Here is a 15,165-nt window from a genome sequence, read left to right on the forward strand (position 1 = left end):
GCCTCAGCCGCGGCGAGGACCGGATGGATATATCCGGTCCCAGCCGCGGCTGAGGTACAGCATCACATGACGCGCTCGGTCAGCGCGCCGCCACCGCACGCAGTCGGACGTCCGCGCGGCGCTCGGCGTGGGCATCGCCCTCCGCCTTCGCGCGCTCGAGCTCCCGCTCCGCGCGCTGGACGTCGATCTCGTCCGACAGCTCGGCGATCTCGGCCAGCAGCGACAGCTTGTTGTCCGCGTACGAGATGAAACCGCCGTGCACAGCGGCCACGACCGTTCCACCATCCTTCGTGCGGATGGTCACCGGGCCCGACTCCAGCACACCGAGCAGCGGCTGGTGACCGGGCATGACGCCGATGTCGCCGGACGTGGTGCGCGCGACGACCAGGGTGGCCTCGCCGGACCAGACCTCTCGGTCGGCCGCGACCATCGCGACGTGCAGCTCAGCAGCCAAGGTGGCTCCTCGGGTCACCACCCGGCGGTTCTGCCGGGTGTTGGGTCAATTCTAGTGGGAGTGGTGAGAGGGGCGGGACGCACCCCTTGCGAGGTGCACACCCGCCCCTCTCACCGTTGAAGCTCGGGGGTCAGGAGACGCCGAGCTCCTTCGCGTTGTTCTTCAGGTCCTCGATGCCACCGCACATGAAGAACGCCTGCTCCGGGAAGTGGTCGTACTCGCCGTCGATGATCGCGTTGAACGCGGTGATCGACTCGTCCAGCGGCACGTCCGACCCGTCGACGCCGGTGAACTGCTTGGCGACGTGGGTGTTCTGGGACAGGAAGCGCTCCACGCGACGGGCACGGTGGACGACGAGCTTGTCCTCCTCGCCGAGCTCGTCGATACCGAGGATCGCGATGATGTCCTGCAGGTCCTTGTACTTCTGCAGGACGTTCTTCACGCGCATCGCGGCGTTGTAGTGGTCCGCCGCGATGTACCGGGGGTCGAGGATGCGGGACGTCGAGTCCAGCGGGTCCACGGCCGGGTAGATGCCCTTCTCGGAGATCGGACGGGAGAGAACCGTCGTCGCGTCGAGGTGGGCGAAGGTGGTGGCCGGGGCCGGGTCGGTCAGGTCGTCCGCGGGGACGTAGATCGCCTGCATCGAGGTGATCGAGTGACCGCGGGTCGAGGTGATGCGCTCCTGGAGGAGACCCATCTCGTCGGCCAGGTTCGGCTGGTAGCCCACCGCGGAGGGCATACGGCCGAGCAGGGTCGACACCTCGGAACCGGCCTGGGTGAAGCGGAAGATGTTGTCGATGAAGAACAGCACGTCCTGCTTCTTCACATCGCGGAAGTACTCCGCCATGGTCAGACCGGCGAGCGCCACGCGCAGACGAGTGCCCGGGGGCTCGTCCATCTGACCGAAGACCAGCGCGGTCTTGTCGATGACGCCGGACTCGCTCATCTCGTCGATGAGGTCGTTGCCCTCACGGGTGCGCTCACCGACACCGGCGAACACCGACACACCGTCGTGGTTGTTGGCGACGCGGTAGATCATCTCCTGGATGAGCACCGTCTTGCCGACGCCGGCGCCGCCGAACAGACCGATCTTGCCGCCCTTGACGTACGGGGTCAGCAGGTCGATGACCTTGACGCCGGTCTCGAACATCTCGGTCTTCGACTCGAGCTCGTCGAAGTTCGGGGCCTTGCGGTGGATGGTCCAGCGCTCGCCCTCGTAGGTCTCGTCGACGTTCAGCACCTCACCGAGGGTGTTGAACACCTTGCCCTTGGTGAAGTCGCCGACCGGGACGGTGATGCCCGTGCCGGTGTCGACGACCGGGGCCTGGCGGACCAGACCGTCGGTGGGCTGCATGGAGATCGTGCGGACCAGGCCGTCACCCAGGTGCTGGGCGACCTCCAGGGTCAGCGTCTTCTTGGCACCGTCCTGCGCCGGGTCGTTCACCTCGACGTGCAGGGCGTTGTAGATGTCGGGCATCGCGTCGACGGGGAACTCCACGTCGACGACCGGGCCGATGACCCGGGCGACGCGGCCCGTAGCCGTGGCCGTCTCAACAGTGGTGGTCATTAGCGGTCACTCCCCGCGGTCGCGTCGGCCAGGGCTGCGGAGCCTCCGACGATCTCGCTGATTTCCTGGGTGATTTCGGCCTGGCGGGCCGCGTTGGCAAGACGGGAGAGCGTGTTGATCAGCTCGCCCGCGTTGTCAGTGGCCGACTTCATCGCACGACGGGTGGCGGCGTGCTTGGAAGCGGCCGACTGGAGCAGTGCGTTGTAGATGCGGCTCTCGACATAGCGCGGCAGCAGGGCGTCGAGGACGTCCTCCGCCGACGGCTCGAAGTCGTACAGCGGCAGGATCTCGCCCTTGCTGGGCGACTCCTGCGCGACCTCGTCGAGGCTGAGCGGAAGCAGTCGGGCCTCGACCGCGTTCTGCGTCATCATCGAGACGAACTCGGTGTAGACGATGTGGAGTTCGTCCACGCCGCCGTCCGCCGTCTCCTGCTCGATGGCCTCGATCAGGGGCGCCGCGACCTTCTTCGCGTCGCCGTACGAGGGCTCGTCGGTGAAGCCGCTCCACTGTTCCGTGATCTTGCGCTCACGGAAGTTGTAGTGGGCCACACCGCGCCGGCCGACGATGTACACGTCGACCTGCTTGCCCTCGGCCTCCAGGCGCGCCGTCAGCTTCTCCGCCGCCTTGATGGCGTTGGAGTTGAACGCGCCGGCCAGACCGCGGTCGCTCGTCAGGAGCAGCACCGCGGAACGGGTGACCGTCTCGGCCTGGGTGGTCAGCGGGTGCTTGGTGTTCGAACCGGTGCCGACCGCCGTGACCGCGCGGGTCAGTTCCTGCGCGTACGGCGTGGAGGCCGCCACCTTGCGCTGCGCCTTGACGACGCGCGAGGCGGCGATCATCTCCATCGCCTTGGTGATCTTCTTGGTCGCGGTGACGGATCGGATGCGACGCTTGTAGACCCGGAGCTGGGCTCCCATGAGTCAGGTCCCTTCCTTACGTCACTTGGAGGCGCTGGTCGCCTTCGGGGCGGCCGGAGCGTCCTCGCCGAGCAGCTTGCCGTCCGAGGTCTCGAACTGCTTCTTGAACTCGGCGATGGCGTCGGCGACAGCGGTGAGGGTGTCGTCCGACATCTTGCCGCCCTCCTTGATGGAGGTCATGAGGCCCTGCTCCTTGCGGTGCAGGAACTCGAGCAGCTCCTTCTCGAAGCGGCGGATGTCGGCGACCGGCACCTCGTCCATCTTGCCGGTGGTGCCGGCCCAGACGGAGACGACCTGGTCCTCGGTGGCCATCGGCTCGTACTGGTTCTGCTTCAGCAGCTCGACCATGCGCTGACCGCGCTCCAGCTGCGCCTTCGACGCGGCGTCCAGGTCGGAGCCGAAGGCGGCGAACGCCTCCAGCTCACGGAACTGGGCGAGGTCCACGCGGAGACGACCGGCGACCTGCTTCATCGCCTTGTGCTGCGCGGAACCACCGACTCGGGAGACGGAGATACCGACGTTCAGCGCGGGACGCTGACCGGCGTTGAAGAGGTCCGACTCCAGGAAGCACTGGCCGTCGGTGATGGAGATGACGTTGGTCGGGATGAACGCCGAGACGTCGTTGGCCTTGGTCTCGACGATCGGCAGACCCGTCATCGAGCCCTTGCCCATGTCGTCGGAGAGCTTCGCGCAGCGCTCCAGCAGACGGGAGTGCAGGTAGAAGACGTCACCCGGGTAGGCCTCACGGCCCGGCGGGCGGCGCAGCAGCAGGGACACGGCGCGGTAGGCGTCGGCCTGCTTCGAGAGGTCGTCGAAGATGATGAGGACGTGCTTGCCCTCGTACATCCACTGCTGGCCGATGGCCGAACCGGTGTACGGCGCCAGGTACTTGAAGCCGGCCGGGTCGGACGCCGGGGCGGCGACGATGGTCGTGTACTCGAGCGCGCCGTTCTCCTCCAGCGCGCCGCGGACCGACGCGATCGTCGAGCCCTTCTGGCCGATGGCGACGTAGATGCAGCGGACCTGCTTGTTCGGGTCGCCGGTGCGCCAGTTGTCGCGCTGGTTGATGATCGTGTCGACGGCCAGGGCGGTCTTGCCGGTCTGGCGGTCACCGATGATCAGCTGACGCTGACCGCGGCCGACGGGGGTCATCGCGTCGACGGCCTTGTAGCCGGTCTCCATCGGCTCGTGCACCGACTTGCGCTGCATGACCGTGGGGGCCTGCAGTTCGAGGGCACGACGACCGCTGGTCTCGATCTCGCCGAGGCCGTCGATCGGGTTGCCGAGCGGGTCGACGACGCGGCCGAGGTAGCCCTCGCCCACGGCGACCGACAGGACCTCGCCGGTACGGGTGACCGGCTGACCCTCCTCGATGCCGCTGAACTCACCGAGGACGATGGCGCCGATCTCGCGCTCTTCCAGGTTCAGCGCGAGGCCGAGCGTGCCGTCCTCGAACTTCAGCAGTTCGTTGGCCATGGCCGAGGGGAGACCCTCGACCTTCGCGATGCCGTCGCCGGCAAGGGTGACCGTACCGACCTCCTCGCGCGAGGCCGCGTCCGGCTTGTACGACTGGACGAAGTTCTCCAGCGCGTCCCGGATCTCCTCCGGCCGGATCGTGAGCTCCGCCATCTGGGTTCCCTGCTCTCCTTGTTGGGCCCGAAGTTTCACTTTGGGGGTCTGGGGGCGACCCCCAGGATTCTTCTGCACGGCCCAACCAGGGCCGTAAGGACGTACTGCGTGTTCAGTTGCCGCGGTGCCGCTAGCTCGCCATGCGGCGGCCGGCGTCCTCGAGTCGGTCCGCGATCGCGCCGTTGATGACCTCGTCGCCGACCTGCACCCGGATCCCGCCGACGACCTCGGGGTCGACGTCGATGTTGAGGTGCATCTGACGGCCGTAGAGCTTCGCGAGGGCGGCGCCCAGGCGCTGCTTCTGCCGGTCGCTCAGCGGAACCGCCGAGGTGACGGTGGCCACCAGTCGGTCCCGGCGCTCGGCGGCGAGCTGGGACAGGGACTCGAGTCCCGCCTCCAGGCTACGTCCACGCGGCGCGGTCACGAGGCGCGTCACCAGACGCTCGGTCGCCACGTTGGCGCGACCGCCGAGCAGGCTGCGCAGCAGTTCGCTCTTGGCGGAGGCGCTCGCGGCACGGTCGGTCAGGGCGGACCGCAGCTCGGTGTTCGAGGAGACGATCCGGCCGAACCGGAACAGCTCGTCCTCGACGTCGTCGAGCGCGCCCGCCTTCTGGGCCGCGGTGAGGTCGGCCGTGGCGGCCAGCTCCTCCAGCGCGTCCACCAGGTCGCGCGACTGCGACCAGCGGGAGCGCACCGTGCCGGCCACCAGGTCGACGGCGGTGCCGCTGACCTGACCGCCGAAGATGCGTCCGGCCAGTTCGGCCTTGGCCTCAGCGGCCTGCGCCGGGTCGGTGAGGACCCGACGCAAGCTGACCTCGCGGTCGAGCAGCGCGGTGACGGCGGCCAGCTCGCCGGCGAGCGAGCCCGCGTCCACGGACGTGGAGTCCGTCAGCGCGTCGAGACGCTCACGTGCGGCTGCGGTTGCCTCGCGGCTCGCTCCGTGCGCTGTCATCGAGCCGCCTCTGCCTTCTCCTCGAGGTCATCGAGGAAGCGGTCGATCACACGGCTCTGCCGGGCGTGGTCCTCGAGGGACTCGCCGACGAGCTTGCCGGCCAGGTCGGTGGCGAGCTTGCCGACGTCCTGGCGCAGCGCGGACGCGGCGGCCTTGCGGTCGGCCTCGATCTGGGAGTGGCCGGCGGCGATGATCTCCTCACGCTGCCGCTGGCCTTCCGCACGCATCTCGGCGATGAGCGTGGCGCCCTGCTCCTGCGCCTCCTGGCGCAGACGCGCGGCCTCGTGCCGGGCCTCTTGGAGCTGAGCCTTGTACTGCTCGAGCACGCTCTGGGCCTCGACCTTCATGGCGTCGGCCTCTTCGATACCGCCTTCGATCGCCGCGCGGCGCTCGTCCAGAACCTTGTTGATGTTCGGGAGGAGCTTCTTCCAGAAGAAGAAGAACACGATGGCGAAGGCGATGGTGCCCACGAGCAGCTCGGGGCCCGGCGGGACGAGCGGGTTCTGCTCCTCCTCGGCCGCCAGCTGTACCAGGTTGGCGATCACATCAGTGCCTTTCGTTGAAAGGTTCGCTCGTCAGGGCTCGATCATCCGTAGACGAACGGCATGACGATGCCGATGAGGGCAAGCGCCTCACAGAAGGCGAAGCCGAGGATCTGGTTGGCACGGATCAGACCGGCGGCCTCGGGCTGGCGGGCCAGAGCCTGGGTGCCGTTGCCGAAGATGATGCCGACGCCGACGCCGGGGCCGATGGCGGCGAGGCCGTAGCCGACGGAACCGATGTTGCCTTCAAGGGCGGCGAGGGTCTCCATGGCAGCCATGCTGAATCTTCCTTCTCTTTCATGGACCGGCGGGGGTTGGCCACCGGACGTTCTTGGGGGGTTGTGGAGCGGCGCGGGGCTCAGTGGTGCTCGGCGAGAGCGCCCTGGATGTACGAGCAGGCGAGCAGGACGAAGACGTACGCCTGGACGGCCTGCACGAAAAGCTCGAAGCCGATCATGACGATGGTCATCACGAAGGAGACACCGGCCGCCGGGATCATCCAGCTGTTCAGCAGGTACCAGGAGGCGACGGTGAACATCACGAGCATCAGGTGGCCGGCGAACATGTTGGCGAAGAGTCGCACGGCGTGGGTGAACGGCCGGACCAGCAGGTTCGAGAAGAACTCGATGACCATCACGAGCGGGAGGACCCCGCCGAGTTCCTTGTCGTAGCCGGTGACGTTCTTGAAGAAGCCGACGAAACCGTGCCGCTTGAAGGTCATCGAGACCCACACCACGTAGACGACGGCGGCGAGCACCATCGGGTAGGCGATGATCGAGGACACCGGGAACTGGGCCAGCGGGATCACGGACCAGATGTTCATGATCCAGATGAAGAAGAACAGCGAGACCATCAGGGGGACGAACTTCTCGCCCTCCTTCTTGCCGAGGGTCTCGTAGACGATGCCGCGGCGTACGAAGTCGTAGCCGGCCTCACCGATCATCTGGAGCTTGCCGGGCACCACCTTCGCCTTGCCGAACGCGAGCGTGAAGAAGGTGACGACGAGCAGGGTGGTGATGAGCGCGAGCAGCATCACCTTGTTGAACTCGAACCCGCCGAACGTGGCGATCGGCTTGAAGAGGAACGAGTGCAGGCCCGGAGCCGGGAAGCCGCAGCCGTTGTCGGCCATGATCCGACAGCTCCAGTCAAAGGCGAGCTGGGTCTGGTCAGCACTCACCGCGGGCTCCTTCGGCGTGACGCATGGGTACGGCAACCTCGTTGTGTCGGCGCGGCGCGCAGCCGCGGATCGGCACTGGACTGGTGTTACGGATGTGGGGGCGGCTGAGGGGCATCGAGCCTCGCGTTTGAGCAGGCGTCAGCTCGGATGCCCGCGCCCGCGATGCCGCAGTTGGCACCGGACGATAGCAGGAGTTCGCACACGCATTTATCTCGGCCCTACCCCTCACGACGAGTGCCCCGATTTTTCGGGCTTGCTGCCCGTGGAGGAATCAGGTTCGACGTAGAGGATCTTGGCCTTCATGTGCGCCCGGGTCTGGGCGGCGATCCACGCGAGGGTGGTACCGATGAGCGTGATCGCGAAGGCCTTGGGGTGGAACAGCGTGGTGTTCTTGAACGCGCTCAGGAAGATGAACAGCAGCAGGATCTGCGCGGCGTAGAGCATCAGGCCCATCATCTGGAACAGATGCGGAAGCGATTTGGCAGTCCGCTGCAGAACGTAGAGCCCGATTCCCATGAAGAGGATCGTGAGCACGGCCGCCACGATGGCACCGACCGCCCCTTTGCCGCCGACGACCACACCGCTGACGACGGCAGCGATCGCGCCCACGGCGACCGTGGGTACGGCAGCCTGAAGCAGGATCCGGGCGTCATTGGACGGCATGGCGGCAACTCCGCTCAGTTACGGGGGCAGGGTGTCGTCATGGACGAGCGTAGCCCCGGGGTGACAGTGAGAATTCACCGCCAATGGACCGTCGCACTGCGGTCCTTCGGCTCTATCCCGGGTTCTCGTGAACCGTATCACAAACTATTTGATGAGGTCTTTACCTGCTGGGTGTGCGAGGTGTCACACATGAGAGTGAACCTGCCCGTCTGTGCAAAAACCCCGCCCTTTTGTCTGGTATAAGACCGGTTTGCGTCCTGGACGTCGAGTCAAGAGTTAGTCAGATTCTTACCTTCGGGTCAGCGCGAGGTTTCGGCTTTACGCCCGTCCAGAAGACGCGCACGGGCGCTCAGCGCGGTGGCGCCGTTGACGCGTGAGGCTCCCGCGGCCACCGGGGTGCGATGGTCGACGGGCTCCTGAGCGTCCATGTCCGCGTCCGTGCCCGTCGTTCCGTACGCGGCACTCGACGCGGCCGGAGCGATGGCCGCGGCCTCCTGACCGGTCCTGCGGCGGTACCGCGGGGGCACGAAGGCCTCGGCCCAGCGCGGGGCGCGCGGCGTGAAGCGCGGCAGCAGGAGCAGCACCAGTCCGACGAAGCTGAGCGCGACGACTCCGAGGACGATCCACATCGAGGCCGAGTTCACCGAGTACGCCAGGGCGCCGAAGGCGATCAGCGCGGACCAGAAGTACATGATCAGCACGGCCCGGCTGTGCGAGTGGCCGATCTCCAGCAGGCGGTGGTGCAGGTGGCCGCGGTCGGCGGCGAACGGGGACTGGCCCCGCCAGGTGCGGCGCACGATCGCCAGCACCAGGTCGGCGGCGGGGATGGCGATGATCGTCAGCGGCAGCAGCAGCGGGATGTAGACGGGGACGGTCTGGTGGACCGTGTTGCGCTCGGAACCCGAGAACAGGTTCATGGCGTCGGGGTCGATCTGCCCCGTGACGGAGATGGCGCCCGCGGCCAGCACGAGCCCGATGAGCATCGAGCCGGAGTCACCCATGAAGATCCGGGCGGGATGCATGTTGTGCGGCAGGAAGCCCAGGCACATGCCCATGAGGATGGCCGCGAAAAGGGTGGCCGGGGCGGCGGCCTCGATGCCGTAGCTGTACCAGATGCGGTACGCGTACATGAAGAACGCGCACGACGCGATGCACACCATGCCGGCGGCGAGACCGTCGAGGCCGTCCACGAAGTTGACCGCGTTGATCGTGATGACGACCAGGGCGACCGTGAGCAGCGTGCCCTGCCACTGGGTCAGCGCGACGTTGCCGACGCCGGGGATGGGCAGCCAGAGGATCGTCAGACCCTGCATGACCATGACGCCCGCGGCGATCATCTGGCCGCCCAGCTTGATCAGCGCGTCGATCTCGAACTTGTCGTCCAGGACGCCGATGAGCCAGATCAGCGCGGCGCCGGAGAGCAGGGCGCGCGGTTCGTTGGAGTTGGCGAAGACCTCGCTGAGGTTGGTGAGGTGGTCGGCGACCAGAAGGCCCGCGCACAGCCCGAAGAACATGGCGATACCGCCGAGCCGGGGCGTGGGTTCTCGGTGGACGTCGCGCGCGCGGATCGCCGGCATGGCACCCGCCACGATCGCGAACTTCCGTACCGGCCCTGTCAGCAGGTACGTCACCGCGGCCGTGATGCAGAGTGTCAGCAGGTATTCACGCACAGGCTTCCCCACAGGTCTCGCTGGCCATCTCAGCCCCACACCCTAGCGATGAGCGCATATGGTTGGGGACTTCCGGGTAGCGACGATGGTTGCACGTGTGTCTGTGTCCGGTGGTGCGTCTACCCCGCTTCGGCCGCGATACGGCGGGGATCTTCCGGAGCATCTCGGTCCACTTCCGGCATTCCGTCACTGCGGGTAGGGCGGAAATCTCCCGGTCAGCTCCCGCACTTCTTCACGCGCCTGCTTGCTGTCGACATCCTCACGGAGTACTGCCGCGAACAGGGCTGCGATCCGGGCCGTCTCCACCTCGCCCATGCCCTGCGTGGTCAGTGCCGCCGCGCCGAGCCGCAGGCCGCGAGTGTCGCCGTGAGGCAGGGCACAGGTGTCGAGGACCATACCGGCCGCGGCCAGCCGCCCGCGCGCGGTGCGTCCGTCGACGCCGAGCGGGGCGGGATCGACGACCACCATGTGGGTGTCGGTGCCGCCGGTGGTGACGACGAGCCCCGCGTCGGCCAGCCCCTGGGCGAGCACCCTGGCGTTCGCGACCACCTGATGGGCGTACGCCGCGAACCCCGGTGTCGCCGCCTCGCCGAACGCGACGGCCTTGGCGGCGATGGTGTGCATCTGCGCGCCGCCCTGTGTGAACGGGAAGACCGCCCGGTCGACGCGCTCCGCGAGATCGCTCCCGCAAAGGATCATGCCGCCGCGGGGACCGCGCAGCACCTTGTGCGTGGTGGCGCAGACGACATCGGCGTACGGCACCGGATTCGGCGCCGCTCCCCCGGCGACGAGCCCCATGGGGTGCGCGGCGTCGGCGATCAGGTAGGCCCCGACCTCGTCGGCGACCTCGCGGAAGAAGGCGTAGTCGATGTGGCGCGGATAGGAGATGGACCCACACACGATGGCCTTGGGGCGGTGGGTACGGGCCAGGGTGCGCACCTGGTCGTGGTCGACGAGCCCCGACTCGGCCTCGACGCCGTACCCGACGAAGTCGAACCAGCGCCCGGAGAAGTTGGCGGGCGAGCCGTGCGTGAGATGTCCCCCGAAGGGCAGCCCCATGGCGAGAACGGTGTCCCCAGGCCGCAGCAGCGCCGCGTACGCGGCGAGGACGGCCGACGAGCCCGAGTGCGACTGCACATTGGCGTGCTCGGCGCCGAACAGCGCCTTCGCCCGCTCGACGGCGATCCGCTCGGCCGTGTCGACGATCTCGCACCCACCGTGGTGCCGCGCCCCGGGATACCCCTCCGCGTACTTGTTGGCGAGCGGCGACCCGAGTGCCGCGAGCACGGCCGGCGAGGTGAAGTTCTCGGCGGCGATGAGCTGCAGCGTCGTCGACTGCCGGGCCAGCTCACCGGTCAGGATCTCGGCGAGTTCCGGGTCCTGCCGGCGCAGGACGTCCGCTTCGAGCGGGTATGTGACCGCGGGGGTGACCGACATGGTGGGCTCCGGGTGCCGGTGGGTTCGCTAGGACCAATGTAGGGCCGCATGCCACGAGGCGCCCGGTGGGTTCGGCCGCGCCCTGAAGGGGCGCGGGGAACTGCGCGACCAGCCACGACGGACCCGCAGAAGTCCGACGGCCCAGTCCTGGCAATTCAGCGAAGCGCTCAGGCCCGCGCCGGCACCCCGGTCAGCGCCGTCACCACCGGATCCAGGGCCTGGTGTATCTCGTCGCCCACCGACTGGAAGAACGGCAGCGGCGCCCCGTACGGGTCGTACACCTCGTCCGCCTCCGCCGTCGGGGCCAGGAGCCACCCGCGTAGAGCCGCGGCAGCGCGCACCAGTGCCCGTGCTCTCGCGACCAGGCCCTCCTCCAGCGGGGGCAGGGTGGTGGGGTCGATCGCGCGGACGAGGCGGGTGAACTCCTTCAGGGTGAAGGTGCGCAGGCCCGCCGAGTGGCCCATGGAGATGACCTGGGCGCGGTGGTCCCGGGTCGCGGTCAGCACCAGGTCGGCCATGATGACGTGCTCGTCCAGCAGCTCCCGGCCCAGGAAGCCGGTGGCGTCCGCGCCGAAGTCCGCGAGGACCGCCTCGGCGTTGGTCTCCATGGGCGCGCCCTCGTGGCCCCAGGTGCCGGCGCTCTCGACGACGATGCCGCCCCACAGCGGGTCGCCGAGCCGGTCCGCCAGAGCATGGCGGGTCAGCCGCTCGGTGATCGGCGAGCGGCACACGTTGCCGGTGCTGACGTGGAGGATGCGGAAGGTGTCACGCGGAAGCCCTGTGAAGGTCCTCGTCTCTTCCCCGTTCCATATGCCACGCCCCGCGTCAGGGGCCGTCAATTCGCCACCTCAAGGTCGGGTACGACCTTGCGCAGCTCGTCCGCCGACAGCGCGCCCGCGCGCAGCAGCACCGGCACCTTGCCCGTGACGTCGACGATGGAGGAGGGCACGTTGCCCGGGGTCGGGCCGCCGTCCAGGTAGACGGAGATGGAGTCGCCGAGCATCTCCTGCGCGGCGTCACAGTCCTCCGGCGCCGGGTGCCCGGTCAGGTTCGCCGAGGACACCGCCATGGGGCCGACCTCGGTCAGCAGCTCGATCGCGACCGGGTGCAGTGGCATGCGCACGGCGACCGTGCCACGGGTGTCCCCGAGGTCCCACTGGAGCGACGGCTGGTGCTTGGCGACGAGCGTGAGCGCGCCCGGCCAGAAGGCGTCGACGAGCTCCCAGGCCATCTCGGAGAAGTCCGTGACGAGGCCGTGCAGGGTGTTCGGGGAGCCGATGAGGACGGGCGTGGGCATGTTGCGGCCGCGGCCCTTGGCTTCCAGCAGGTCGGCGACGGCCTCCGAGGAGAACGCGTCGGCGCCCACGCCGTACACGGTGTCGGTGGGGAGGACCACCAGCTCGCCACGGCGAACTGCGGACGCGGCCTCACGCAGGCCCGTCGCGCGGTCGGTAGCGTCGTTGGTGTCGTATCGCCGTGCCATCTAGCGAGCCTCCTCGTACCCGAAGTACGCGTCGTACCCGTCGTACGCGCCGTACCCGTACTGCTGCCGGTCTGAAGTCCTGAACGTGCGCGGGTTCACGGCGTCGCCTTGCGTGCCGTCGCGAACCGCGGGCGGTTGTTGAGGTCCGGGTGGTCGGCCGCGTCGGCCCAGCCCCGCTCCTCGGTGAAGATCCACGGCACCTGGCCGCCCTGGGTGTCGGCGTGCTCGACGACGACAACACCGCCCGGGCGCAGGAGTCGGTGTGCGGTGCGTTCCAGGCCGCGGATCAGATCGAGGCCGTCCTCGCCGGAGAACAGGGCGAGTTCGGGATCGTGGTCGCGGGCCTCCGGTGCCACGTACTCCCATTCGGTGAGCGGGATGTACGGCGGGTTGGAGATGACGAGGTCGACCTGGCCGTCGAGGTCCGGGAAGGCGGTGCGGGCGTCTCCCTGACGCAGGTCGACCCTGGAGCCCGCCATGTTCTTGCGGGTCCACCTCAGCGCGTCCTCGGACAGCTCCACGGCGTGCACGCGGGAGCGCGGCACCTCCTGAGCCAGCGCGAGCGCGATGGCGCCCGAGCCGGTGCACAGGTCGACGATGCAGGGCTCGACGACGTCCATGGCGCGTACGGCGTCTATCGCCCATCCGACGACCGACTCGGTCTCCGGCCTGGGCACGAACACCCCGGGCCCGACCTGCAGTTCGAGATACCGGAAGTACGCCCGCCCGGTGATGTGCTGCAACGGCTCACGGGCCTCGCGGCGGGCGGTGACCTCCCAGTACCGGGCGTCGAAGTCGGAGTCCTTGACGGTGTGCAGCTGACCCCGCTTGACGCCGTGCACGAACGCGGCGAGCTCCTCGGCGTCGTTGCGCGGCGAGGGCACGCCGGCGTCGGCCAGACGCTGCGTGGCCTGGGCCACTTCCGTGAGCAGCACGCTGCGGGGGTTTGGGGGGCGCTCCCCAAAATGTTGCTGCACGCTGGTCCTCCGGGGGCTGAGCTGTTGTCAACGTCGTACGGCTAAGGGCGGCTGTCGGCCAGGGGCGGCGGTCGACGCCTGCTGTCTCCGGCGTACGGCCCTACGGACCTTACGCCGCGGCGAGCTTGGCGGCCGAGTCCGCGTCGACGCACGCCTGGATCACCGAGTCGAGGTCGCCGTCCAGGACCTGGTCCAGGTTGTACGCCTTGAAGCCGACGCGGTGGTCCGAGATGCGGTTCTCCGGGAAGTTGTACGTGCGGATCTTCTCGGAGCGGTCGACGGTGCGGACCTGGCTGCGACGGGCGTCGGCGGCCTCCCTCTCCGCCTCCTCCTGCGCCGCCGCCAGCAGCCTGGAGCGCAGGATACGCATCGCCTGCTCCTTGTTCTGCAGCTGGCTCTTCTCGTTCTGGCAGGAGGCGACGACTCCGGTGGGAATGTGCGTGATGCGCACTGCGGAGTCGGTCGTGTTCACGGACTGCCCGCCGGGGCCGGAGGACCGGTAGACGTCGATCCGGAGGTCGTTCGGGTTGATCTCGACGTCGATCTCCTCGGCCTCGGGCGTGACCAGCACACCGGCCGCGGAGGTGTGGATACGGCCCTGGGACTCGGTCGCGGGCACCCGCTGCACGCGGTGCACCCCGCCCTCGTACTTCAGCCGCGCCCACACGCCCTGCCCGGGCTCGGGCGCGCCCTGGCCGCCCTTGGTCTTCACGGCGACCTGGACGTCCTTGTAGCCGCCGAGTTCGGACTCGGTGGAGTCGATGATCTCGGTCTTCCAGCCGACGCGCTCCGCGTACCGCAGGTACATGCGCAGCAGGTCACCGGCGAACAGGGCCGACTCGTCGCCGCCCGCGCCCGCCTTGATCTCCAGGATGACGTCCTTGTCGTCGCTGGGGTCGCGCGGGATGAGCAGGAAGCGCAGCTTCTCCGTCAGCTCCTCGCGCAGCTTCTCCAGCTCCTTGACCTCGGCGACGAAGTCCGGGTCGGCGGCGGCGAATTCACGCGCCGTCTCGATGTCGTCGCCGTTCGCCTTCCAGAAGCGGTACGTGGCGACGATCGGGGTCAGCTCGGCGTAGCGCTTGTTCAGCCTGCGCGCGTTGGCCTGGTCCGCGTGGACCGACGGATCGGCGAGCTTCTTCTCCAGGTCGGCGTGCTCCCCGACCAAATCCTCGACCGCCTCGAACATCTCCGGCTCCCTGGACTGTCCCCCGCTCCCATGATGAGGCCGGGGACGTGCGTACGACGAATGGGTGGGCTGCTGTTACCGCAAAACGCCGGTCCCGGAACCCCCGGACGGGGGGACCAAGGACCGGCGCTGTGGGCTCGCTACTTCTTGGCAGCGGCAGCCTTGCCGAAGCGGGCCTCGAAGCGGGCCACGCGGCCACCGGTGTCGAGGATCTTCTGCTTGCCCGTGTAGAACGGGTGGCACTCGGAGCAGACGTCGGCACGGATGGCGCCGGCGGTGATCGTGCTACGGGTGGTGAACGACGCGCCGCAGGTGCAGCTGACCTGCGTCTCGACGTACTCGGGGTGGATGTCGCGCTTCAAGGGTGTCTCCTAGTTTCGGGAGGGCGCCGGGTCGCTGCCGCGGGGTGCGGGAGCGTGAACCGGGGCCGACGGTCCAGTCTGCCAGGACTGGGGCCATCCTCCCAAACCGGGGGTTGGGGTTGTGTATTCCCCTTGCGGCGGGATGGGGG

General features: G+C 68.5%; 16 protein-coding genes. All 16 read right to left on the minus strand.

Features of this window, described 5'->3' with window-relative positions; genetic code table 11:
- Positions 1-79: 79 nt before the first annotated feature.
- A complete protein-coding gene (locus tag FNH08_RS11120) occupies positions 80-454 on the minus strand; it encodes a F0F1 ATP synthase subunit epsilon (RefSeq protein WP_152771292.1) in 375 nt (124 codons plus the stop codon).
- A 130-nt stretch (positions 455-584) separates the two neighbouring features.
- Complete coding sequence (atpD, locus tag FNH08_RS11125) at positions 585-2,021, minus strand: F0F1 ATP synthase subunit beta (RefSeq protein ID WP_152771293.1); 1,437 nt, start codon at positions 2,019-2,021, stop codon at positions 585-587.
- Positions 2,021-2,938: a F0F1 ATP synthase subunit gamma gene (locus tag FNH08_RS11130; protein ID WP_152771294.1), complete on the minus strand. Its 918-nt coding sequence runs from the start codon at positions 2,936-2,938 to the stop codon at positions 2,021-2,023. The genes atpD and FNH08_RS11130 overlap by 1 nt, the downstream gene beginning before the upstream one ends.
- Positions 2,939-2,959: 21 nt before the next feature.
- Complete coding sequence (atpA, locus tag FNH08_RS11135) at positions 2,960-4,567, minus strand: F0F1 ATP synthase subunit alpha (protein ID WP_152771295.1); 1,608 nt, start codon at positions 4,565-4,567, stop codon at positions 2,960-2,962.
- Positions 4,568-4,697: 130 nt separating this feature from the next.
- A complete protein-coding gene (locus FNH08_RS11140) occupies positions 4,698-5,519 on the minus strand; it encodes a F0F1 ATP synthase subunit delta (protein WP_152771296.1) in 822 nt (273 codons plus the stop codon).
- Positions 5,516-6,064: a F0F1 ATP synthase subunit B gene (locus FNH08_RS11145; RefSeq protein WP_322724224.1), complete on the minus strand. Its 549-nt coding sequence runs from the start codon at positions 6,062-6,064 to the stop codon at positions 5,516-5,518. The genes FNH08_RS11140 and FNH08_RS11145 overlap by 4 nt, the downstream gene beginning before the upstream one ends.
- A 41-nt stretch (positions 6,065-6,105) precedes the next feature.
- Entirely contained in the window at positions 6,106-6,339 is a 234-nt protein-coding gene (gene atpE, locus FNH08_RS11150) for an ATP synthase F0 subunit C (RefSeq protein ID WP_152771297.1), read from the minus strand.
- A gap of 80 nt (positions 6,340-6,419) precedes the next feature.
- Complete coding sequence (gene atpB, locus FNH08_RS11155; RefSeq protein WP_152771306.1) at positions 6,420-7,190, minus strand: F0F1 ATP synthase subunit A; 771 nt, start codon at positions 7,188-7,190, stop codon at positions 6,420-6,422.
- A 273-nt stretch (positions 7,191-7,463) separates the two neighbouring features.
- Positions 7,464-7,901, minus strand: a complete 438-nt coding sequence (locus FNH08_RS11160; RefSeq protein WP_152771298.1) for a hypothetical protein — start codon at positions 7,899-7,901, stop codon at positions 7,464-7,466.
- Between the two features lie 299 nt (positions 7,902-8,200).
- Positions 8,201-9,571, minus strand: a complete 1,371-nt coding sequence (locus tag FNH08_RS11165) for an MraY family glycosyltransferase (protein WP_322724226.1) — start codon at positions 9,569-9,571, stop codon at positions 8,201-8,203.
- 186 nt (positions 9,572-9,757) lie between these two features.
- A complete protein-coding gene (locus FNH08_RS11170) occupies positions 9,758-11,008 on the minus strand; it encodes a serine hydroxymethyltransferase (RefSeq protein ID WP_152771299.1) in 1,251 nt (416 codons plus the stop codon).
- 167 nt (positions 11,009-11,175) lie between these two features.
- Positions 11,176-11,847 carry an arsenate reductase/protein-tyrosine-phosphatase family protein gene (locus FNH08_RS11175; RefSeq protein WP_152771300.1) on the minus strand — a complete coding sequence of 224 codons (672 nt, stop codon included), beginning with the start codon at positions 11,845-11,847 and terminating at the stop codon, positions 11,176-11,178.
- The gene (locus FNH08_RS11180) at positions 11,844-12,491 is read right to left on the minus strand and encodes an L-threonylcarbamoyladenylate synthase (protein ID WP_131559019.1); all 648 of its coding nucleotides are present in this window, start codon (positions 12,489-12,491) and stop codon (positions 11,844-11,846) included. Before FNH08_RS11180 ends, FNH08_RS11175 begins: the two co-directional genes overlap by 4 nt.
- A 95-nt stretch (positions 12,492-12,586) precedes the next feature.
- Complete coding sequence (gene prmC, locus FNH08_RS11185) at positions 12,587-13,426, minus strand: peptide chain release factor N(5)-glutamine methyltransferase (RefSeq protein WP_322724228.1); 840 nt, start codon at positions 13,424-13,426, stop codon at positions 12,587-12,589.
- Positions 13,427-13,577: 151 nt separating this feature from the next.
- Positions 13,578-14,654 carry a peptide chain release factor 1 gene (prfA, locus tag FNH08_RS11190; RefSeq protein ID WP_152771301.1) on the minus strand — a complete coding sequence of 359 codons (1,077 nt, stop codon included), beginning with the start codon at positions 14,652-14,654 and terminating at the stop codon, positions 13,578-13,580.
- Positions 14,655-14,794: 140 nt separating this feature from the next.
- On the minus strand, positions 14,795-15,016 hold the full coding sequence (gene rpmE, locus FNH08_RS11195) for a 50S ribosomal protein L31 (protein WP_152771302.1): 222 nt from the start codon (positions 15,014-15,016) through the stop codon (positions 14,795-14,797).
- Positions 15,017-15,165 lie beyond the last annotated feature (149 nt).

Origin of the sequence: Streptomyces spongiae (genome assembly GCF_009377185.1) — a bacterium.
GTDB lineage: Bacteria > Actinomycetota > Actinomycetes > Streptomycetales > Streptomycetaceae > Streptomyces > Streptomyces spongiae.